This is a genomic window from Rhodopseudomonas palustris (genome assembly GCF_003226555.1).
Lineage (GTDB): Bacteria > Pseudomonadota > Alphaproteobacteria > Rhizobiales > Xanthobacteraceae > Rhodopseudomonas > Rhodopseudomonas palustris_I.
The window spans coordinates 1,100,393-1,120,624 of sequence record NZ_QKQS01000023.1 but is presented as its reverse complement, the minus strand read 5'-3'; the positions used below and the strand labels follow the sequence as shown (position 1 = coordinate 1,120,624).

The following is a 20,232-nucleotide window of genomic DNA, read 5'->3' as shown; positions in this document are numbered from 1 at the left end:
CGCTGACGCCTGACACTCTCGGCGCCTTGCAGCCAGGTCGTCGCCGTTCGTCGCCGCCGCTGCTGTGCGATCGGGAGGTGAAGCGATGAGCGAAGCTGTGGTGGATGATATCGTGGCGCTGCTGCCGCCGCTGCTGCAGAGCCTCGAATCGCTCGGCTTCGTCGCGCGCTATCTGCATCCGCCGGAATTCGGCGACCTGATGCAGCTCGTCGGCAAGCCAGAGGACGCGCTGCGCGCCGAGTTGCCCCGGCTCGCTGTTTGGCCGGAAACGTTCGCGCATCTACGCGGCCCGCTGCAGAGCGCGGGTGACCAGGCCCTCGCCGGGTTTGCGGCCCTGCGGGCGGTCGACGCCGGCGAGGGCGATCTCGGCCACGTATTCCGCGCTCTGAAGAATCTGCCACAGGCGCTGGAAGTATTGTATCCCCTGGCGGCAACGCTGCCGCCCGTGTCGAGCTTCTTTCTCGATCCGGCCAGCCAGCAGGACGAGACGCTGCTGGCGCGGCTGACGGGACCAAAGCACCCGGACAGCGGCGTGTTTCACCGCTTCAACGAGCCCGGCAGCCGCGGCGGCTATTCGCTCTACGTGCCGGAATATTACGACCCGGACCGGGAGTGGCCGCTGGTCGTGGCGTTGCACGGCGGCAGCGGCCATGGTCGGCTGTTCCTATGGAGCTGGCTGCGCGACGCCCGCAGCCGTGGCGCCATCGTGGTGGCGCCGACCGCGACCGGGCGAACCTGGGCGCTGATGGGGGAGGACGTCGATTCGCCAAATCTGGTGCGCATCCTCGACGAGGTGCGTGGGCATTGGCGGATCGATTCGTCGCGCCTGCTGCTCACCGGCCTCAGCGATGGCGGCACCTTCTGCTATGTCTCCGGCCTCACCACCGACTCGCCGTTCACTCATCTGGCGCCGATCGCCGCGAGCTTTCATCCGTTGCTCGCCGGCGCGGCCGACGCCGCTCGGCTGCGCGGCCTGCCGATTCAGATCGTGCATGGGCGCCACGACTGGATGTTCCCGGTGGAGGTGGCGCGGCAGGCACACGAGGCGCTGGTTTCGGCCGGTGCCGACGTCAGCTACCGCGAAATCGCCGACCTCAGCCACAGCTATCCGCGCGAGGCCAACGTGGCGCTCTTGGATTGGCTGAAGGGGCCGGCGGCGTAGCGATCAGGCCGAGTGCCGCACCAACAGTGTGCGCCGGACCAATTCCGATGCTTGTCCGCGATCAGCGAACAAAGCGAGCAGCAGCAGCGCCAAGCCGCCATGAAACAGCCCGGCGCCGAGCGCGGTCGGGGCGATCTGCCAGATCAGCAGCGGTGCCGCGACCATCAGGGCAGGCGCCAGCACGTAAGCGGCACTCAGCAAAGGCGCCGCCGGATAGCCGAGCCGCCACACCACGGCGCCGAGCGCGGCGAACGCCAGTACCGCCTTCACGCCGGCCATAAAGCGCAGCAGCAACACCAGCTCGGTATCACGCTGAGCAAGCGCGGCGGTGGCCGCATCTGGCGCGGTGAGTACCGCCGCCGCAGCCGCGATCAGCGCGGCCGCAATCGCCAGAACCGGGCGCGGCACCGACCATCGCAGCGGCGGGGCCGCCGGGTGCGCGGCATTCAGCACAGAGGCTTCCGACATCAGCGACATCCTCGGCGAACTGATCACGTCTGGCAGCGTAACGCGGCGGTTGTGGTCACCGCAAATCACACTGCAGCGACGGCCGCGGCGCCGAGCTCAGCGTACCAGCAGAGTCACCAGGACCGGCACCAGGAGCGCGGTGATCAGCGCGTTCAGACTCATCGCGATGCCGGCGAACACGCCCGCAATGGCGTCAACCTGGAACGCCCGCGCGGTGCCGATGCCGTGCGAGGCCAGGCCGACGGCGAAGCCGCGTGCCCGGTAATCGCGAATCCCGAGCCGGTTCATCAGCGGCGACACAACGATGGCACCGAGAATGCCGGTCAGGATTACCGCCACCGCGGTCAGCGACGGATCGGCGTGCAGCGACTCGCTGATGCCCATCGCGACGCCCGCCGTCACCGATTTCGGCGCCAGCGACAGCACCACGGTCTCCGGCAGCCCGGCAAGCTGCGCCAACCAGACCACCGAGACGATGGCGGTGACACAGCCCACCACGAGAGCCAGGGCCATCGGCAGGATGGCTGCCAATACCAACTTGCGGTTCTCATACAGGGGTACCGCCAGCGCCACGGTGGCCGGGCCGAGCAGGAAGTGCACGAACTGGGCGCCGCTGAAATAGGTGGTGTAGGAGGTGCCGGTCGCCCACAGGAACACGCCGATGATCCACATGGCGTGCAGAACGGGATTGACCAGCGGGTTGCGCCCGGTGGCCTGCGATACCGCATCGGTCGCGGCGTAGACCAGCAGCGTCACGGTCAGCCACAGCAGCGGCGTCTGCGACAGATACACCCATAGCGAGAACGGGTTGGCGTTCATCGCGGCACCCACATCGCCAGTAGCCGCGCCACCACCACGAATGTCACCACCGTGACCACCAGCGTGATCAGCACCGACCCGGCCAGCACCAGCATGATCGCAATACCGTGGGCGGTGATCATGTCGAGCTGCTGGATCACGCCCACGCCCGCTGGAACGAACAGCAGCGACAAATGCGCCAGCATCCCCCTAGACGCCTCCTCAACACCGCCGCTGGCGAGCGGTCCGCGCGCCAGCGGCTTGATGTAGTCGCGCGCGAGCAGCAGACCGAACAGCAGCATCAAGCCCAGCACCGGGCTCGGCAGCGGCAGGCCGAGCCCGCGGGCGATCACTTCGCCGGCGAGCTGACACAGCAGGATCAGGCCGAGACTGGCAATCATCAGGCTCCCCTACGCGGAAAATCGCGCGCACCGATGCGGGCTCCGCCGAAACCTGTCAATCGCAGCAGCAGGACGGCTGCCATGCGCCGTATCCCGTCGCCATCACCGTCCCGGGCCTTGGCACGACCGTGAGGCTAGTGGCCCGGTGAGGCCGTCATCAGCCCTTCAGGCGCTTGTTGCACTCGCTCCAATAGCCGCCGCCCTTCTGAATCCAACGCAGGCCACCGGTGGTGTTGGCGGCCTTATTGGCCTTCCATTGCTGCGCGCACGTATGCAGCCGCGCCAGCGTCGGCTTTTCCTGGGCAAATTTGGCGTCGATTGCAGTCGGATACACCGCAGGCCCCTGCGGCACGGTCGGCGCAGCGGCGCTCTTCGCCTTGGACTTGCGCTCGGGCTTGGCGTCCGACTTAACTTCGGGCTTGGCTTCGGATTTGGCCTCAGGCTTAGCCTCCGCCGGCTTGGCTTCTGCCGCCTTGCTGTCGCCGGTCGCCGCCGCACCGCAATGCTCCTTGCGGAAGTCGTTCCAGCCCTGCCCGTTCAAGCTGCCGTCGGTCTTGGCGGCTTGGTACTTCGCACTGCACTCCTGCGCGGTCAGCGCCTGCGCCGGCGTCGCAGCCGACCACGCCAGCAGCGCTGCGGCGGTCAGTAGCGCCGCGCCGGTCTCGTGTTTGAAAACTCTCATCGTCCCTCTCCCTGAGATGCCACCCGTAGATATTCTATCTCGCAGCATGCAACTGACAATTGCGAACCGATTACCAGTGGCGCGGGAGAAGGCGCCCGCGCCGCCGGCATGGCCGCGCGCGCCGGACGCGATTGCTCAAAGGAGAACGATTTGCAATAAGGCCCCGTGCCTCGAAATCCAGCGCTGGCCGCCATGACGTTGCGGTCGAAGACTCTGCAAGTGGTCGAAACAATCGCGATCGGCTCCGCCGGCGGCGCATTGTTCTATTGGGCACAACTCCCCGGCGGACTGATCACTGGAGCGATGATCGCGGTCGGCATTGCCGGACTTGCCGGACGCAAGATGGGCCTTCCGCCGCCGCTGTCGCACATCGTGCTGATGGCGCTCGGCGTCTCGCTCGGCTCCGTGGTGTCGCCCACCATGGTGCACAACCTCGGCTCCTACCCCGTAACGATCGGGCTGCTTGCGGTAGCGACGTTCTGCGCCACCCTCGGCAGCAGCATCTATCTGCAGCGCGTTCACGGATGGGATCGTACCTCGGCATTGCTCGCCGGCAGTCCCGGCGCGCTGTCGCAGATCATCATGCTGGCCACCGAGCGCAAAGCCGACGTGCCGGGGATTGCCGTCGTGCAAGTCATGCGTGTGATCATCCTCACGAGCGCCGTGCCGATGCTGCTGGCGCTGATCGGCATGGCGGGCCACGGGGCGCTGCCGTCGCGGGGCCCCGAGGCGACGCCGCTGGTGCTGGCGATCCTGATTGCGGTGGCGGTCGGTGTCGCCATGCTGCTGCGGCTGGTGAACTTCCCGGCGAGCTGGATGTTCGGCGCGATGCTCGGCTCGTCGGTATTGCACGGCGCCGGCTGGGTCGAGGGGACGTTGCCGCAATGGGCGTATCTGGCGGCACTGGTCGGGATCGGAACGCTGATCGGGTCACGATTCGGCGCGATCAAGCCTCGCACCATCCTCAGCTATATCGGGGCGGCGCTTGGCTCGTTTGCGGTGGCGATCGCAATCTCGGCGGTGTTCGTGGTGGCGATCATGCTGACCACCCCGGTCAGACTCAACGATCTGGTGGTGGCGTTTTCACCCGGCGCCATGGACGCCATGATGGCGCTGGCGCTGACTCTGCACATCGATCCGGTGTTCGTCGGCGCGCACCATCTGTCGCGCTTCATCTATGTGTCGATCGTCACACCCGGCATCGTGCATCTGTTCGGCAAGAGCCCGGACGATCTCGACGATTGAGCATCACCGCCGCAGCCGCGCGAGCCCCCATCCGCAAAAGGCGGCCAGCGCAAGCGACATCAGTACATTGTACCCCGCGAAAGACAGGCCAAGAAAACGCCACTGCACCTCGTCGCAGCGCACTACCTTCACCTTGTCGAGCTCGGCGAGCAGGCCACCGGCCTTGCTGAGGTCCAGAATCGGCCCCGAACAATCCGACGGGCCGGCCCAGAAATGCCATTCAACGCCAGCGTGATAGGCTGCGAGTCCAGCATTGCCGAGCGCCATCAGGCCAAGCACCGCCAACCCGACGGCGAGCAGCCACACCGGCGCGCGGCGCCAGGCCGCAAAGGCAACCAGCAGACCAAGCGGAATATCGAGGTAATAGGCGTAGCGCTGCTCCAGGCAGAGCTTGCACGGCGCGAGCTCCAGCACGAGCTGGGAGAACCATGCCAACCCGAGAGCCGCCACGGCGACGACCGCAACGGTGAGGGCGACTCGCCCGGCAATTCGGGCCGAATCGGCAGGCCGAACGGCAGCCCCGCGAGTGTCGAGAAGGTCAGCGGTCACGGCGGTCTCCAAAATGCGCCGGCGTCGTAACGCGGCGCCGATCCGCTGTCGAGACAGCCTTGGATCAAACCACAGTGTTCCAGCAACGCCTTGGGTTGTCGGGTTGACCCCGATTCCCGGGCCGCTATAGTCCGCGCGCTTCGCGGCCAGGATCTGATCCGGTCTCGGGGGCCCCTGTGGCGGAACTGGTAGACGCGCTCGACTCAAAATCGAGTTCCGCAAGGAGTGCTGGTTCGATCCCGGCCAGGGGCACCAATTTTGTGGACCAAGCCGGGCGGTCAACGCCCTCGCCCCAGGCACGCGTCTTGGCGGAATAGACACCGATTCCTGCAGTGCAGCATCGATGATCGCCTTCGCGGACGGCTTCGCGAGTGACAGCCGCGCGCAATTCGTTTATCCGGTCAACTAAGTAAATTTAAGAAGTCGATCGAGGAAATCGGGAGGGGTTCGCCGTCTTGCGATTCGACAACGGCATTCAGGATCATTTGGACTTTCGTGGACTGCTCGGTCACGACGAGTACAGTGACGAATTCCGCAGATTACTGTGCGTCGCGAAGAATGATGGCGTTAGCTTCTATGAATGCCTCACAGCCGCGCAACTGATCCGGTCCAACAACGGGCCGGGCTGGCGGCAAGCCTGGGAAGAACTCGCCAGAACGCATCTGCGGCGTGCAGAAGACTTTGTGCGCGCCGGCAACGGAGCGGCGGCGCAGAAAGCCTGGCTGCATGCGGCGAACTACTTCATGGCCGCGGCGATCGGAAGCAACCCCGAAAGTGCAGACCCGGCTCTGGGAGCTTTGGCGGGAAACTGTCTGCGGCATTATCTGGAGAACTTGAGGCCCCAAGGAGAGACTGTCGCAATTCCGTGGCTCGAGGGGCGATCGCTCGAAGGCTTCTTCCTGCCGGTCGGATCACTTGGCGCTGACGCGGCTCCGGTCGTGGTGTGTATCGCCGAAACCCGGCGCACCAAGGAAGAAATCCTATCGCTGGTTCTGCGCTCCGCACGGCAGCGCGGAATGTCGTTACTGTGTGTAGACCTGCCCGACGATGCGGCGGCAGCAAGATCAGGCCCGGCGACCGCAATCACCGCGATTCTCGATTATCTGATCGACTGCCGCGGGATCGATAGGACCCGAATCGCCGTGATCGGAGACGGCAGCCCGTCTTCGCTCGTCACCCGCGGCATCGCTCTCGATGGCCGCGTCGCTGCCGCCGTCTGTGATGGCGGGCTGTGGGATCTATGGGCGAGCCGACAGACCGACGCGTCCGGCGCGGCGCTGGGCATGATGCCGGGTTGCACCCGCCCCCCCGCCGTGACTTGCCCGCTGCTGGTGCCGCTCAGAGCCGGCGATGGCATCGAACCAGGCCACGCCCGGCATCTTCTGGACCAACATTATCCCGGTAACCGTGAGATCCTGCTCAAGGTGTTCGGCGAGACCAGCAATGCGCCATGGACGGCAGACGGCTATGATCTGGTTTTGGTGGCCGACTTCGTGTTCGACTGGCTCAGCCAGCGTCTGAAGCTCGACGACATCGAGGCGGCCGGCAGCGATGGAGTAGAGAGGCGCCTATAGGCCGCTGGCGAGCTTGACGGTGGCCTTTTCCAGCCGGTTCTGCAGCTCGCCGAGCTGTGACGTCAGCTGCTCGAGAGCCTCGCTGCCGATCTCTTCAAAGATGAAGCTGTTGAGCGCACGTTCTTCGCTCGCAAGTCCGGCGATCTGCTTGTAGGCCTTGTCGGAGAGAGACAGCTTCACCACGCGCGCGTCGTGGCTGTCGACCTGACGCCGAATCAGGCCCTTCTTCTCCAGCAGCTTGGACTGCGTGGTGATGAATGACGGATCGACATGGACCGCCTTGGCGACATGGCGAATCGACACGCCTTCACCTTGCTCGAGATCCATCACGGCCATCAGCAACGCGAATTGCGGCCCACTGATCCCCAACGACTTGGCCCGGAACTGACGAATCTCATCGAGGAACACAGCCACACTCGCCACCGCAGTGGCGAAGCGCCGGGCGATGTCGGGGTCGATCGTCGAGGCGCGCGACGCACGAGCCTCAGCTTTGGTCTTCGTCTGCATTGTCCGGCACGTCATCCCGCACGAGGCCTGCCGCTCGTGCATAGCTCAGCGCTCGATTAGGTTTCTAGTGTACACAAATTCTTCAACTGACCATATCTCTTCCCGACGAACGTAACGTGCGCGAGCAGCGACCGTCATCGACGGGACTCTATAGACGGTTTGCCATCGCAATTCTGCCCGGATGGCTGCATCATGGCCGCCTGCCGTTGCATAACTTGAGGATGCATTTGGCGTGGCGCAAGCGCCCCGCACCAAACCGGTGCGGGACGTGTGGTCGGGGCGCATCACTGGCCTCGCACCTCGCGCGGCGAACCGGCGGATCAAGCTTGATCCAGCAGCAACACGCGACGGCCAGGCTGCGTTAGGAATTGTGCAGCGCCAGAGCTTTGTTGCACAAATGCAACGCAACTCTCCAATCAGATTACTGAGTAGATAAATGAATTTGCTAACGTGATGAAATCAACCATGATCCGGAACAGACGGGGTGGGGCAACATAGTCGTCCCGTTGAGAGGTGTGCCGCGCGTATGCGCCGGCGAACTTCGAGTCACAGGGCCACCTCGGGCTTCTCCCGCAGGAACCGGCTCCATCCACTTAGTTGACCTTGGAGGGTTGCAATGAACATCATCAAGCAACTGGCGCTGGGAACAGCCGCGGCGGTAATCGCCGTCGGCAGTGCCCAGGCCGCTGATCTTCCGTTGAAGGCGAAGGCCGTCGAATACGTGAAGGTCTGCTCGATCTACGGCGCCGGCTTCTATTACATCCCGGGCACCGACACCTGCATCAAGCTCGGCGGCTATCTGCGCGCCGACGTCACGCTCGCGGGTGGCGCGGCCTACGACATGCCGGCCTGGAACGGCAACGCCGGCCAGAAGAACCGTCTCGCCAACGACTACATCTTCCGGTCCCGTCAGGACATCAACATCGACACCCGCACCGCGACCGAATACGGCGTGGTTCGGACCTTCTTCGATGCGACCTTCAACTGGACCTCGGGCGACGGCATCGCCGGCGGTACGCTCGGTGTCTACTACGCCTTCATCCAGTTCGCCGGCTTCACCTTCGGTAAGGCCGTGTCGCAGTTCGACACGCCCTGGACCGGCTATCCGGGCAACAACACCTCGTTCCTGATCGGCGGCTACGACGACGTCACCGGCATCAACCAGGTGTCGTACACCGCGGAGTTCGGCAACGGCGTATCGGCCTCGATCTCGCTGGAAGACCAGACGTCGTACCTGCAGTCTGCACTGTATAACACCTCCGGCGCTTCGACCTTCCTGGCCTACGGCACCAACTCCTACGCCGGCACGTCGGTCCCCGACATCGTCGGCAAGATCCGCGTCGATCAGGCCTGGGGTCTATTCCAGGTGTCGGCTGCCGCGCACCAGGTTCGCGCCAGCTACTACAACACCGCGAACGAGACCTCCGGTCATCCGAGCGACACCTGGGGCTATGCGGTTCAGGGCGCGATCTCGCTCAAGAACCTGCCGACCGGCCCCGGCGACAGCATCAACTTGACCGCCACTTACTCGAACGGCGCGACCCGTTACGTGCTGGGCGGCGTGAGCCCGAACTCGTTCGCGATCTACGGCAACAACTCGATCCCCGGCACCTATCAGAGCGTCGCGTTCGGCGTTGCGGCTGACGGCGTGTTCGCCGGCGCGAACAACCTGACCGGCACCGGCATCGAGAAGACCGGCGCCTGGGGCGTCCGTGGTGCATTCAACCACAACTGGAACCCCTACTGGTCGACCTCGCTGTTCGGGTCGTACACCAAGCTCGACTACAACGGCACCGCGACTGCTCTGATCTGCAGCGGTCTGGGCGCCAATGTCGCCGGCTTCACCTGCAACCCGGACTTCGCGATCTCTCAGATCGGTACCGTCACCCGCTGGACCCCGGTCAAGGGTCTGACCCTGTCGGGCGAAGTGATGTACACCTATCTCGATCAGGCCTCGTCGGGCGTCCTGCCGCTCACCGCTGCGGCCACCAAGCCGGCCGCCGCCTACGAGTTCAAGGACCAGGGCGTCTGGAGCGGCAACCTCCGCGTTCAGCGCAACTTCTGATCCTCGCTGCTCAAAGCGATTATCTGATGAACCCCGGCGGGCAACCGCCGGGGTTTTTCGTTGAAACGATCCATGGCGTCCGCCGGTTGGTAGCCCGATCAATGAACGCTCCGTAGAACGTTTCGGACATCAGGATAGAATCGCGTCAGAAACCTTCGGCACCGCACATTCCAAGCTTGTCACCGCCGCAATACGAGAGACAGCTGACCGGCTCGAACGACCGCCGAGAAGAACTCCAATAATTGAGTAAATTAGCTGTTGTGGTCATGAAAAATGACCATATACTTCTGATCAAGGCCATCGGAGATCGGTGTCCGTCGAACGAGCAGGAAGCAATTTCAGTTTCCTTCATGAGAACCTCCAGGAAACCTCCGGCAATGCCCTGCCGGAGGTTTTCGCTTTCTGGACCGCCAGTCGGGTGACCGTCGCGATCTGAATCAGCGCTCCAAGGCAAGAGCTCCTGTGCTCGCCCGGCGGGCGCGGGACAGCCCTGCAGCTACGACATGCCGCGCCCGCTTTGGACGCGATCGCTCCGGCAGCTCAAGCGCCTTCCGCCGAGCGGTAAATTTTGAGCACAAAATCAACGGCCTGCGGACAGGCTGAAGAACCTGAGACCGCCCTGGCGGCCCGCACGGCGGCGACGGGAATGCCGATCGCATGGCTCCTTCGCCATTGGTTGCATGGCTCTTTTTGGCCCAGCCGGTAGACGAATCATTTCGTTTTCCCGCCGCTCCTAGCAAGAAAGAGCCGTTGATGGTCAACGCCGACCGCATCCTTGCTCCGCAACTCAGATCCAAGGTCATGACCGCAGCCGATGCTGCCGCGCAGATTCCATCCGGCGCGCATGTCGGCATGAGCGGCTTCACCGGCGCGGGCTATCCCAAGCTGCTGCCGCTGGCGCTCGCCGAGCGAATCAACGCGCATCACGCCCGCGGACAGAAGTTCAAGGTCAGCGTCTGGACCGGCGCCTCGACGGCGCCCGAGCTCGACGGCGCACTCGCCAAGGTCGACGGCATCGAAATGCGGCTGCCGTATCAATCCGACCCAACCTGCCGCAAGCGCATCAATGCCGGACGGATGGAGTACATCGACATCCATCTGTCGCACGTCGCCCAGCACGCCTGGTTCGGCTTCCTCGGCAAGCTCGACATCGCGGTAGTCGAAGTCGCGGGCATCCGCGAGGACGGCAGCCTGATTCCATCGTCATCGATCGGCAACAACAAGACCTGGCTCGATCTCGCCGACAAGGTGATTCTGGAAGTCAACGCCTGGCAGGACATCCGCCTCGAAGGCATGCACGACGTGTATTACGGCACGCAATTGCCGCCGAACCGCAAACCGATCCCGATTGTCGCCTCCGGCGACCGCATCGGAGAGCAGTATCTGCGCTGCGACCCCGCCAAGGTCGTCGCGATCGTCGAGACCAACCTGCCCGACCGCAACTCGGCGTTCTCGCCTCCGGACGAAACCTCGCAGGCGATTGCCGGCCACATCCTCGATTTCCTCGGCCACGAGGTGAAGAAAGGCCGCCTTCCGCACAACCTGCTGCCGCTGCAATCTGGCGTCGGCAACGTCGCTAATGCGGTGATGAGCGGGCTGGAAGATGGCCCGTTCGACAATCTCACCGCCTACACCGAGGTGCTGCAGGACGGCATGCTGCACCTGCTCCGCAAGGGCAAGCTGAGCCACGCCTCGGCCACCGCACTGTCGCTGTCTCCGGAAGGCTACGACGAATTCCTGCGCAATCTCGACTTTTATCGCGAGCGCATCGTGCTGCGGCAGCAGGAGATCTCCAACCATCCGGAGGTGATCCGTAGGCTCGGCGTGATCGCGATGAACGGCATGATCGAGGCCGACATCTACGGCAACGTCAATTCGACCCATGTGATGGGTACCAGCATCATGAATGGCATCGGCGGCTCGGGCGACTTCGCCCGCAACAGCTATCTGTCGTTCTTCATGACGCCGTCAGCCGCCAAGGGCGGCAAGATCTCCTGCATCGTACCGATGACGTCGCATGTCGACCACACCGAGCACGACGTCCAGGTGATCGTCACCGAGCAGGGCCTCGCCGACCTGCGCGGCCTGTCGCCGAAGCAGCGCGCCAAGGTGATCATCGAGAACTGCGCGCATCCGACGTTTCGGCCGGCGCTGAAGGAATACTTCAAGCGCGCGCTCGAATATTCCCCGGGCCTGCACACCCCGCATATTCTCGACGAAGCGCTGACCTTCCTGCCGAACTGGATGGCCAACAAAGCCGCGCGCGAGGCTTGGCGCGACGACGCCGTGGTGCAGGCCGACGCCTGGCGGTAGGGACCGGCAACGTCCCTCTCGACGTCATTGCGAGCGAAGCAATCCAGGGCTCCGTGCACCGAGCTGGATTGCTTCGTCGCTGCGCTCCTCGCAATGACGAGATGCGAACTTGATTATTCAGCCGGCTGCAATCCGGCGGCCTTCTTGCGCGGGGCGATCCAGAACGCGTCAGGGCGTTCGAACAGGAAGGTCGCGCCGCTTTTCATCGCCAGCTTCCAGATGATCAGCGCGCCGACGACGCCGGCGATGTTGACGATGATCGCGATCACGCCGAGATCCAGGAACGCGGCATATTTCAGCAACAGCGTCCGACTGATCGCCATCGGCAGGAAGAACGCGAGATAGATCACGATCGAATGCTCGCCGCAGAACCGCAAGCCGTCGAGCCAGCGCCGCTCCGCCAGCAAGGTGCCGACGGTGATGATGGCGCAGGCACCCGCAAGCCCGAGCAGCAGCGAAACCAACGGCAAGTCAGCGGCCCCGATATGGATCAGCACGGCATTGACCACCGCCCACACTGCGAGGCCGAGCAGCGCCAGCACTGGCCGCGCGCGTGCCGCATCGGACATCGCGAACACCTGCCGGGCAAACAGATAGCCGGTATAGAAATAGAAGAACCGTGCGCAGAATTCGTCGGGCACCATCCAGCCGGTGGCGAGGTGAAGCGATTCCAGCAGCGCCGCCACGGCCCAGATCAGCAGTGGCGGCAACCGCCGCGTCAGCTTGGTGACGACGAAGAAGATCGGCAGCAGATAGATGAACCACAGCGTACCGAACGGATCGATGAACGACAGCGCGTACAGCTTGGCGACCCCGGCCCAGCCCATCTCGGCAGCGAAGCTCGGCGCCTTGAAGGCGAACTGGATCGTCACCCACAGCACGTAGAAGTAGGCGAAGTGGACGACCTTGCGGTCGAGATAGGTTCGCCAACCGCGATCGATCACCACTGCGAGGAACAGGCCGGAGATCAGGAAGAAGTCCGGCATCCGGAACGGGCGGGCGAACTCGACCACATAATGCATGAAGCTGGTCTGGCCGGCCGCAGCCTCGACCCCGAGCACCGAGTGCATCATCACCACCATGATGATGCAGATGCCCTTGGCGTAGTCCACCCAATCGACCCGGCCGCCGTGCATGCGCGGAGCCAGTGTGCCGTTCGCAGTCATGGTTGTTCCCGTCCGATGCGGCTCGGATGCATCTTCGGTGCGATCGGTTGAGTTAGTGTTGCCCTCACCGTGGAATGTGCGGCATTTCCGGAATTGGAAGCCTGGGTGGGCTGTTTTGCCGCTGCAGGTCGTTTCTGTTAACCATCCGCGCCTTGCACCGTTCGAGCAGCCTTTTGACCCGCACCTTCGACACCCCGCTTCCGATCGACGACGCGCTGGACGATCTCACCGGCGCACTGGAGTCGCGTAGCACCGCAGTGCTGGTGGCGCCGCCCGGCGCCGGTAAGACCACCCGCGTGCCGCTCGCTCTGCTCGATGCGCCCTGGCTGAAGGACCAGAAGATCGTCGTGCTCGAGCCACGGCGGATCGCCGCCCGAGCCAGCGCCGAGCGGATGGCGAAGACGCTGGGCGAACGGGCTGGCGAGACGGTCGGTTACCGCGTCCGGTTCGGCTCCAAGGTTTCTCGCGCCACCCGGATCGAGGTCGTCACCGAAGGCATCTTCACCCGGCAGATTCTCGACGACCCCGAGCTCACCGGCATCGGCGCTGTGCTGTTCGACGAATTTCACGAGCGTTCACTAGACGCCGACCTCGGCCTCGCTCTTGCCTGCGATGCACAGCAGGGCCTTCGCGAAGATCTGCGGATCCTGGTGATGTCGGCGACGATCGACGGCGCACGCGTTGCCAAGCTGCTCGGCGATGCGCCGGTGGTCGAAAGTCTCGGCCGGGCATTTCCGGTCGAGACCCGCTACCTCGGCCGCCGCAGCGATGCGCCGCTGGAGCGGCAGATGGCCGAGGCGATCGCACAGGCGCTGCGCGCGGAAGCCGGCTCGGTGCTGGCGTTTCTGCCTGGCGCCGCCGAGATCCGGCGCACCGAGACAATGCTGCGCGAGCGGGTGCAGGACCCGGCGGTCGAGATCGTGCCGCTGTTCGGGGCGCTCGATGCCGCAGTGCAAGACCGTGCGATTCAGCCGGCACCGAAGGGCCAGCGGAAAGTGGTGCTGGCGACCTCGATCGCCGAGACCTCGCTGACGATCGAGGGGGTGCGGATCGTGGTCGATTGCGGGCTGTCGCGGGTGCCGCGCTACGAGCCAGACCTCGGCCTGACCCGGCTGGAGACGGTGCGGGCCTCGCGCGCAGCGGTCGACCAGCGCCGCGGCCGCGCCGGCCGTATCGAACCCGGCGTCTGCTATCGGCTGTGGGACGAGCCGCAGACCGCATCGCTGCCGGCCTATACGCAACCGGAGATCCTGTCGGCCGATCTGTCGTCGCTGCTGCTCGATCTCGCCCAATGGGGCGTCGCCGATCCGTCGTCGCTGGCCTTCCTCGATCCGCCGCCGCAGCCGGCGCTGAAGGAAGCCCGCGAGCTGCTCGGCGAACTGGGCGCACTCGATGCCGACGGCCGGATCACCGACGAGGGCCGCAGCCTGCGGGCGATGGCGCTGCCGCCGCGGCTGGCGCGGATGATCGTCGATGCCGGCCACGACGGCTGCGCCGAAGACGCCGCCGAAATCGCCGCGATCCTCACCGAGCGCGGGCTGGGCGGCGACAGCGCCGACCTCGACCATCGCCGCGATCAATTCCGCCGCGACCGCTCGCAACGCGCCAGCAGCGCGCGGCAGATGGCGCAGCGCTGGGCGGCGCAGGCCGCATCATCGTCGCCCTCCCCTCAAGGACAAGGGCAGCTCAGCACCGGCGTCCTGCTCGCCTTCGCGTTTCCGGATCGGGTCGCCAAGAACCGCGGCAATGGCAGCTTCACGCTCGCCAACGGCCGCGGCGCGGCGATCGAACAGACCTCTGCGCTCGCGCGCGCACCCTATCTGGCTGTGGGCGAACTGACCGGCAGCGCCGCCCAGGGCCGCATCCTGCTGGCAGCGCCGATCACGCTCTCCGAGATTGAGTTGCATTTCGGCGATCAGATCACCGACGCCGACGACGTGAGCTTCGATCGCGCCGCCATGACGCTGCGGGCCCGGCGCCGCCGATCGCTGCACGCCATCACGCTGTCCGAAGCACCACTGGCGCTGACACCGTCCGAACAGACCGCCCGCGTGCTTGCCGACGGTCTTGTATTTGTCGGCCTCGACCGGCTGCCGTGGTCGAAGCAGCTTCATCAATGGCGCGGCCGGGTGATGTTCCTGCGCAAGGCCGAGGGTGATCCCTGGCCTGATCTGTCGGATGCCGCCCTCGCCGAGACGCGCGAAAACTGGCTGGTGCCGGCGCTGTTCGACAAGACCGGCCTGAAGGATTTTTCGGCCTCCGACCTGTCGGACGCGCTGATGAATTTGCTGCCGTGGGAACTGCGTGCCCGGCTCGACCGCGAGGCGCCGACGCATTTCGAGGCCCCCACCGGCTCCAGGCTGCCGATAGATTACGAGGCCGAACAAGGTCCGACCATTGCGGTACGGCTGCAGGAGCTGTTCGGGCTGACCACCCATCCCTCAGTCGCCGGTGGTGCGGTGCCGCTGGTGTTGGAGCTGTTATCGCCGGCGCACCGACCGGTGCAGGTCACGCGCCACCTGCCCGGCTTCTGGCGCGGCTCTTACGCCGGCGTGCGCGCCGATCTGCGCGGCCGCTATCCGCGCCATCCCTGGCCCGAAGACCCCGCCTCGGCACCTCCGACCCGCCGCGCCAAGCCGAAAGGCACCTGAGCCGGCGCTCGCATTAATCTTTCGCTCACCGTTTTCGCTAAAAACGACCGGATGCACTGGGCGCCGTGGTCGCGCGGGGCATCCGCGCGTGGTCCAATCGGCGCGGCGATTGAATGTGTGAGTAGGCGTTATGCGTAGCATCCTGATCTTCGCCGCGGCTCTGGTGGTACTCGGCACCGCGATGGCCCAAATCGCCGACCGGATCACGCCGGCTCCGGCGCAGGCTCACGCGGCACCCCCCAGCACCATCGCGATGGCGGCAGCCGCCTCCGAAAGCTATGGCCGCAGCGTCAACATCGCCCGCGACCCGCGCGGCCACTTCCGCACCGACGGGCGGATCGACGGGCAGCGGCTATCGTTCATGGTGGACACCGGCGCCTCGGTGGTCGCTCTCAACGAAAGCTCGGCGGCGCAGTTCGGCCTGCGGCCGTCGCGCGGCGACTACACCACCAAGGTTTCGACGGCGAACGGCCAGGTCAAAGCCGCGCGAGCCCGCATCGCCATGCTGGACGTCGGCGGCCTGATCGTCCGTGACGTCGATGCCCTGGTGCTTCCCGACGACGCGCTGTCGGAAAACCTGCTCGGCCTGTCGTATTTGTCGAAGCTGAAGCGTTTCGCTTACGCCGACGGCCGTATGGTGCTCGAGCAATAAGCCACGCTTCCGGCAACGGACGAGGCGCGGCGTCAACTTCGCTTCAGCATGTCCTTGGCGGCCAGCAATCCGCCACCGGCGATCAGCACCGCCGCCAGAGCAAGCGCTGCGGTCGGCCGGGCGTAACCTGCGACGATCAGGAACGCCGTCGACAACAGCGGCGTGGCGTAGGACGCGGCGCCGAGCACGCGGATGTCGCCGCGCTTCATCCCGATATCCCAGGCATAGAAGGCGGCGCCTATCGGGCCGATGCCGAGTGCGACGATCGCGCTCCATTGCAGCAGAGTGTCCGGCCACATCGTGGTTTCGATCAGGGCATGCACCAGCGCCGCCAGCAGCGCAGTGACGAAGCAGAAGCCGGCGACCGCGTCGGTCGGCACCGCGCTCAGTCGCCGCGACAGCACCGAATAGCTCGCCCACACGAATGCCGCCACGAAGGCTGCAGCAAGCCCAGGCAAATAGGCTCGTTCGATCGCCGCACCATTGCCGGTGAACAACAGCACCGTACCGGCCAGCCCGAGCAACGCACCGACCAGATGATGCGATTTCAATCGCTCGCCCGGCAGCAGCGACGAGAACAGCACGATCAGCAGCGGCCACAGATAATTCAACAGCCCGGCCTCGGCCGGCGGCGCCAGCCGCAGCGCCAGGAAATACAGCGCGTGATAGCCGAACAGTCCGCCGACGCCGATCGCCCAGACCAGCGGCGGCTGTCGTAACGCCTGCATGGCACTGGGCCTGACGACCCACCCGAACGCCGCCGCAATCGCACCGATCGCAAATGTCATGGCGGCGAGCTGGAACGGCGGAATGGTGCCGGTCGCAACCGTCATCACCGCGAGCAGCGACCACATCAGGATCGCCGACAGCCCGATCAGCGTCGCAATGCGCGGCGTCATGGCTGCACCCGCCCGCTGCGCCTCGCAGCGACGCGCAATACGCGTCGTGCGAGGACAACAGAATAGCCGCTGTGCCTCACACCATGTATTGGCCGCCGTTGATGGTCAGGGTCGAGCCGGTGATGTAGCCGGCATCGTCGCCGGCGAGGAACAGCACGGCACGCGCGATCTCCTCGGCCTCGCCGAGCCGGTTGCAAGGGATCAACGGCAGGATCGCCTTGTCGAGCACATCCTTCGGCACCGCCTGCACCATCTCGGTGTTGATATAGCCGGGACAGATGACGTTGACCGTAATGCCGCCACGCGCATTCTCCAGCGCCAGCGCCTTGGTGAAGCCGATGTCGCCCGCCTTGGCGGCCGAATAGTTCACCTGACCGAACTGCCCCTTCTGGCCGTTGATCGACGAGATGTTGATGACACGGCCGAACTTGCGCGTACGCATGCCCTCGATCACTTGCCGCGTCATGTTGAACAACGAGCCGAGATTGGTATTGATCACCGCGTTCCATTGCTCGAGCGTCATCTTGTGAAAGGCGCCGTCGCGCGTGATACCGGCGTTGTTGATGAGAATGTCGACCGGTCCGAGCTCGGCCTCGACTTTCTTGACGCCCTCGGCACAGGCATCGAACGAACTCACGTCCCATTTAAATACCGGAATACCCGTCTCGCTCTTGAATTTTTCCGCTGCCGAATCGTTGCCCGCATAAGACGCTGCGACTTTGTAGCCTGCCGCTTTCAACGCCTTACTGATTGCTGCACCGATACCGCGCGTTCCCCCAGTCACCAACGCCACCCGCGTCATTGCAAAGCTCCTCCCGCAATTCCTTTTTTGTCTAGAACGCGATTGTGTCTTTTCGAATAAAAGGATGCTCGCTCGTGAACATCAAGCAAAAACGCCCGGCAATCTGCCGGGCGTTTGAACAATCGTTCTTGCACTGCAACTGATCAGTCGGTGTACCGCGACTTTCGCGGCACGCGTCGATCAGTCGCGCGCGAGGCACATCGCGATGCCCATGCCGCCGCCGATGCACAGCGTGGCAAGGCCTTTCTTGGCGTCGCGCTTCTGCATCTCGTGCAGCAACGTCACCAACACGCGCGCACCCGACGCGCCGATCGGATGACCGATCGCGATCGCGCCGCCATTGACGTTGACCTTCGACGTGTCCCAACCGAGGTCCTTGTTGACGGCGCACGCCTGCGCCGCGAACGCTTCGTTGGCTTCGATCAGATCGAGATCGCCGACCGACCAGCCGGCCTTCTTCAATGCCGCGCGTGATGCCGGGATCGGGCCGGAGCCCATGATCTTCGGGTCAACGCCGGCCTGGCCCCACGACACGATGCGCGCCAGCGGCTTCATGCCGAGCTTCTCCGCCTGCTTGGCGGTCATCAGCACCACCGCCGCCGCGCCGTCGTTGATGCCGGACGCAGACCCTGCGGTCACGGTGCCGTCCTTTTCGAACGCCGGCTTCAGCTTGGCCATCGCTTCGATCGTGGCGCCGTGGCGCGGATACTCGTCGGTGTCGACCACGATGTCGCCCTTGCGGGTCTTGATCGTCACCGGCACGATCTCGTCCTTGAACTTGCCGGCCTTCTGCGCAGCTTCCGCCTTCTGCTGCGAAGTGACCGCGAATTCGTCCTGCTGAGCGCGCGTGATCTGCCACTGCCGCGCGACGTTCTCTGCGGTGTTGCCCATGTGGTAACCGTTGAAGGCATCCCACAGGCCATCCTTGAGCATGGTGTCGACCAGCTCGACCGCGCCCATTTTCACGCCGCCGCGCAAATATTGCGCATGCGGCGCCATGCTCATCGATTCCTGACCACCGGCAACGACGATGTCGGAGTCACCGTTCATCAACGCCTGGTAGCCCAGCGCGACCGAGCGAAGACCCGAACCGCAAAGCTGGTTAACGCCCCACGCCGGGCTTTCGACCGGAATACCGGCCGCGATCGACGCCTGCCGTGCCGGGTTCTGGCCCTGACCGGCGGTCAAGATCTGACCCATGATCACTTCAGAAACCTGCGCCGGATCGATGCCGCCGCGCTCCAGCGCGGCTTTGATCGCGACTGCACCGAGCTCGTGCGCCGGGGTGGTGGCGAAGGCGCCGTTGAAACTTCCGACAGCGGTGCGAGCAGCGCTGACGATGACAACATCGTCCGACATGGACATCTCCTGGGCTTGGGTTTTTGACAGGCTCTTGGACGGCGGGGCCTGGGTTGGCGTGCCGGTGTCGGCGCACATCCTGTGAAGCCGGCGGCGGCGTGTCAATCCGGCACACGCATCTTGGTGCTGCGATGCCGCTAAATTCACCCTGACACCACCCGGCTGCCGGCACTGCACAAAACGGTAGCCGAAGGGCATTGAAAGTGCTTACTTTATTGCATTGCGTCTCAGCCTGCTGTCGGGAGGCGGCGGGTTCCTTATCCTCCGTGTGTGTGGGTGACATGGCGAAATCAGACCAACCGACCACGATCAAAAAATACGCGAACCGGCGACTCTACAACACCGGCACCAGTACTTACGTGACGCTCGAAGATCTCGCCTCGATGGTGAAGGACGGCGAGGACTTCCTCGTCTACGACGCCAAGACCGGCGACGACATCACCCGCAGCGTGCTCGCGCAGATCATCTTCGAGCAAGAGAACAAGGCCGGGCAGAATCTTCTGCCGACCACCTTCCTTCGGCAACTCATCCGATTCTACGGCGACAGCATGCAGATGGTGGTGCCGAAGTATCTGGAGCAGTCGATCGATTCGCTGACGCGGGAGCAGGAAAAATTCCGCAAGCAGATGGCATCGACCTTCAGCATGACGCCGTTCGCGCCGCTGGAAGAGACCGTCCGTCGCAACATGGAGCTCTTCCAGCAGACTTTCTCGATGTTCGTGCCACGCAAGCCCAACACCGAATCAGCCGATGAAGTCCCGGCCGAAGCGGCTGGCGGGTCCGACAGCATCGAAGATCTGCGGCGGCAGATGAAGGAAATGCAGGAGCGGCTGGAGCGGATGTCGCTCGAACAGCCCAAGAAGGACGAGTAGTCCGGATCGGCTTTCGTCCACGTCCGGTTCTGATCGATCAGGATCGGACGTGGACAGCGAATCGAGA

General features: G+C 64.7%; 18 protein-coding genes and 1 tRNA gene. 9 read left to right on the top strand and 10 right to left on the bottom strand.

Translation table 11 applies throughout. The features are described 5' to 3' along the window. Nucleotides 1–85: 85 nt before the first annotated feature. Nucleotides 86–1,162, top strand: a complete 1,077-nt coding sequence (locus DNX69_RS17705) for a phospholipase (RefSeq protein WP_110787235.1) — start codon at nt 86–88, stop codon at nt 1,160–1,162. A 3-nt stretch (nt 1,163–1,165) separates the two neighbouring features. Here DNX69_RS17705 and DNX69_RS17700 read toward each other — a convergent pair whose 3' ends face one another. From DNX69_RS17700 to DNX69_RS17685, 4 genes are all read right to left on the bottom strand, one after another. Further along, complete coding sequence (locus DNX69_RS17700; RefSeq protein WP_110787688.1) at nt 1,166–1,630, bottom strand: hypothetical protein; 465 nt, start codon at nt 1,628–1,630, stop codon at nt 1,166–1,168. A 96-nt stretch (nt 1,631–1,726) separates the two neighbouring features. Further along, on the bottom strand, nt 1,727–2,449 hold the full coding sequence (locus DNX69_RS17695) for an LrgB family protein (protein ID WP_011156113.1): 723 nt from the start codon (nt 2,447–2,449) through the stop codon (nt 1,727–1,729). Further along, entirely contained in the window at nt 2,446–2,829 is a 384-nt protein-coding gene (locus DNX69_RS17690; RefSeq protein WP_110787234.1) for a CidA/LrgA family protein, read from the bottom strand. Before DNX69_RS17690 ends, DNX69_RS17695 begins: the two co-directional genes overlap by 4 nt. A 157-nt stretch (nt 2,830–2,986) precedes the next feature. Next, nucleotides 2,987–3,511 (bottom strand): hypothetical protein, encoded by a 525-nt coding sequence (locus DNX69_RS17685; protein WP_110787233.1) that lies wholly within the window; start codon nt 3,509–3,511, stop codon nt 2,987–2,989. Nucleotides 3,512–3,703: 192 nt separating this feature from the next. Between DNX69_RS17685 and DNX69_RS17680 the strand changes: the two genes are divergently transcribed. Next, nucleotides 3,704–4,756 (top strand): AbrB family transcriptional regulator, encoded by a 1,053-nt coding sequence (locus tag DNX69_RS17680; RefSeq protein WP_110787232.1) that lies wholly within the window; start codon nt 3,704–3,706, stop codon nt 4,754–4,756. A 3-nt stretch (nt 4,757–4,759) separates the two neighbouring features. Here the strand turns inward: DNX69_RS17680 and DNX69_RS17675 are convergent, their stop codons facing one another. After that, complete coding sequence (locus DNX69_RS17675; RefSeq protein WP_110787687.1) at nt 4,760–5,305, bottom strand: disulfide bond formation protein B; 546 nt, start codon at nt 5,303–5,305, stop codon at nt 4,760–4,762. 170 nt (nt 5,306–5,475) lie between these two features. On the opposite strand from DNX69_RS17675, the gene DNX69_RS17670 reads away from it, so the two are divergent. Beyond that, a tRNA-Leu gene (locus DNX69_RS17670) sits at nt 5,476–5,560 on the top strand. A gap of 200 nt (nt 5,561–5,760) precedes the next feature. Then, nucleotides 5,761–6,879, top strand: coding sequence for an alpha/beta hydrolase (locus DNX69_RS17665; RefSeq protein ID WP_110787231.1), 1,119 nt, complete (start codon nt 5,761–5,763; stop codon nt 6,877–6,879). Here the strand turns inward: DNX69_RS17665 and DNX69_RS17660 are convergent. Further along, nucleotides 6,874–7,386 (bottom strand): MarR family winged helix-turn-helix transcriptional regulator, encoded by a 513-nt coding sequence (locus tag DNX69_RS17660; protein WP_110787686.1) that lies wholly within the window; start codon nt 7,384–7,386, stop codon nt 6,874–6,876. The genes DNX69_RS17665 and DNX69_RS17660 overlap by 6 nt on opposite strands. A 616-nt stretch (nt 7,387–8,002) precedes the next feature. On the opposite strand from DNX69_RS17660, the gene DNX69_RS17655 reads away from it, so the two are divergent. After that, nucleotides 8,003–9,451, top strand: a complete 1,449-nt coding sequence (locus DNX69_RS17655) for a porin (RefSeq protein WP_110787230.1) — start codon at nt 8,003–8,005, stop codon at nt 9,449–9,451. Between the two features lie 753 nt (nt 9,452–10,204). After that, nucleotides 10,205–11,764 carry an acetyl-CoA hydrolase/transferase family protein gene (locus DNX69_RS17650; RefSeq protein WP_110787229.1) on the top strand — a complete coding sequence of 520 codons (1,560 nt, stop codon included), beginning with the start codon at nt 10,205–10,207 and terminating at the stop codon, nt 11,762–11,764. Nucleotides 11,765–11,877: 113 nt separating this feature from the next. Here DNX69_RS17650 and DNX69_RS17645 read toward each other — a convergent pair whose 3' ends face one another. Next, on the bottom strand, nt 11,878–12,930 hold the full coding sequence (locus DNX69_RS17645) for an acyltransferase family protein (RefSeq protein ID WP_110787228.1): 1,053 nt from the start codon (nt 12,928–12,930) through the stop codon (nt 11,878–11,880). Between the two features lie 173 nt (nt 12,931–13,103). On the opposite strand from DNX69_RS17645, the gene hrpB reads away from it, so the two are divergent. Both hrpB and DNX69_RS17635 read left to right on the top strand, forming a co-directional pair. Beyond that, nucleotides 13,104–15,581: an ATP-dependent helicase HrpB gene (gene hrpB / locus DNX69_RS17640; RefSeq protein ID WP_110787227.1), complete on the top strand. Its 2,478-nt coding sequence runs from the start codon at nt 13,104–13,106 to the stop codon at nt 15,579–15,581. A 130-nt stretch (nt 15,582–15,711) separates the two neighbouring features. Continuing rightward, nucleotides 15,712–16,233, top strand: coding sequence for a TIGR02281 family clan AA aspartic protease (locus DNX69_RS17635; protein WP_110787226.1), 522 nt, complete (start codon nt 15,712–15,714; stop codon nt 16,231–16,233). 32 nt (nt 16,234–16,265) lie between these two features. Here DNX69_RS17635 and DNX69_RS17630 read toward each other — a convergent pair whose 3' ends face one another. The 3 genes from DNX69_RS17630 to DNX69_RS17620 all read right to left on the bottom strand — a co-directional run bounded on the left by DNX69_RS17630 (nt 16,266) and on the right by DNX69_RS17620 (nt 19,293). Continuing rightward, on the bottom strand, nt 16,266–17,132 hold the full coding sequence (locus DNX69_RS17630) for a DMT family transporter (protein WP_110787225.1): 867 nt from the start codon (nt 17,130–17,132) through the stop codon (nt 16,266–16,268). A 76-nt stretch (nt 17,133–17,208) separates the two neighbouring features. Then, entirely contained in the window at nt 17,209–17,934 is a 726-nt protein-coding gene (gene phbB / locus DNX69_RS17625) for an acetoacetyl-CoA reductase (protein ID WP_110787224.1), read from the bottom strand. Between the two features lie 180 nt (nt 17,935–18,114). Next, nucleotides 18,115–19,293: an acetyl-CoA C-acetyltransferase gene (locus DNX69_RS17620; protein ID WP_110787685.1), complete on the bottom strand. Its 1,179-nt coding sequence runs from the start codon at nt 19,291–19,293 to the stop codon at nt 18,115–18,117. Between the two features lie 281 nt (nt 19,294–19,574). Here DNX69_RS17620 and phaR point away from each other — a divergent pair, with 281 nt between their 5' ends. Beyond that, nucleotides 19,575–20,165, top strand: coding sequence for a polyhydroxyalkanoate synthesis repressor PhaR (gene phaR / locus DNX69_RS17615; RefSeq protein ID WP_110787223.1), 591 nt, complete (start codon nt 19,575–19,577; stop codon nt 20,163–20,165). The last annotated feature ends 67 nt before the right edge of the window (nt 20,166–20,232 follow it).

Bases quoted from the DNA above. Each gene is read 5' to 3' on its own strand.
- DNX69_RS17705 (WP_110787235.1), top strand. From the start codon at position 86: ATGAGCGAAGCTGTGGTGGATGATATCGTGGCGCTGCTGCCGCCGCTG.
- DNX69_RS17700 (WP_110787688.1), bottom strand. From the start codon at position 1,630: ATGTCGGAAGCCTCTGTGCTGAATGCCGCGCACCCGGCGGCCCCGCCG.
- DNX69_RS17695 (WP_011156113.1), bottom strand. From the start codon at position 2,449: ATGAACGCCAACCCGTTCTCGCTATGGGTGTATCTGTCGCAGACGCCG.
- DNX69_RS17690 (WP_110787234.1), bottom strand. From the start codon at position 2,829: ATGATTGCCAGTCTCGGCCTGATCCTGCTGTGTCAGCTCGCCGGCGAA.
- DNX69_RS17685 (WP_110787233.1), bottom strand. From the start codon at position 3,511: ATGAGAGTTTTCAAACACGAGACCGGCGCGGCGCTACTGACCGCCGCA.
- DNX69_RS17680 (WP_110787232.1), top strand. From the start codon at position 3,704: ATGACGTTGCGGTCGAAGACTCTGCAAGTGGTCGAAACAATCGCGATC.
- DNX69_RS17660 (WP_110787686.1), bottom strand. From the start codon at position 7,386: ATGCAGACGAAGACCAAAGCTGAGGCTCGTGCGTCGCGCGCCTCGACG.
- DNX69_RS17655 (WP_110787230.1), top strand. From the start codon at position 8,003: ATGAACATCATCAAGCAACTGGCGCTGGGAACAGCCGCGGCGGTAATC.
- DNX69_RS17650 (WP_110787229.1), top strand. From the start codon at position 10,205: ATGGTCAACGCCGACCGCATCCTTGCTCCGCAACTCAGATCCAAGGTC.
- DNX69_RS17645 (WP_110787228.1), bottom strand. From the start codon at position 12,930: ATGACTGCGAACGGCACACTGGCTCCGCGCATGCACGGCGGCCGGGTC.
- DNX69_RS17635 (WP_110787226.1), top strand. From the start codon at position 15,712: ATGCGTAGCATCCTGATCTTCGCCGCGGCTCTGGTGGTACTCGGCACC.
- DNX69_RS17630 (WP_110787225.1), bottom strand. From the start codon at position 17,132: ATGACGCCGCGCATTGCGACGCTGATCGGGCTGTCGGCGATCCTGATG.
- phbB (WP_110787224.1), bottom strand. From the start codon at position 17,934: ATGACGCGGGTGGCGTTGGTGACTGGGGGAACGCGCGGTATCGGTGCA.
- DNX69_RS17620 (WP_110787685.1), bottom strand. From the start codon at position 19,293: ATGTCGGACGATGTTGTCATCGTCAGCGCTGCTCGCACCGCTGTCGGA.
- phaR (WP_110787223.1), top strand. From the start codon at position 19,575: ATGGCGAAATCAGACCAACCGACCACGATCAAAAAATACGCGAACCGG.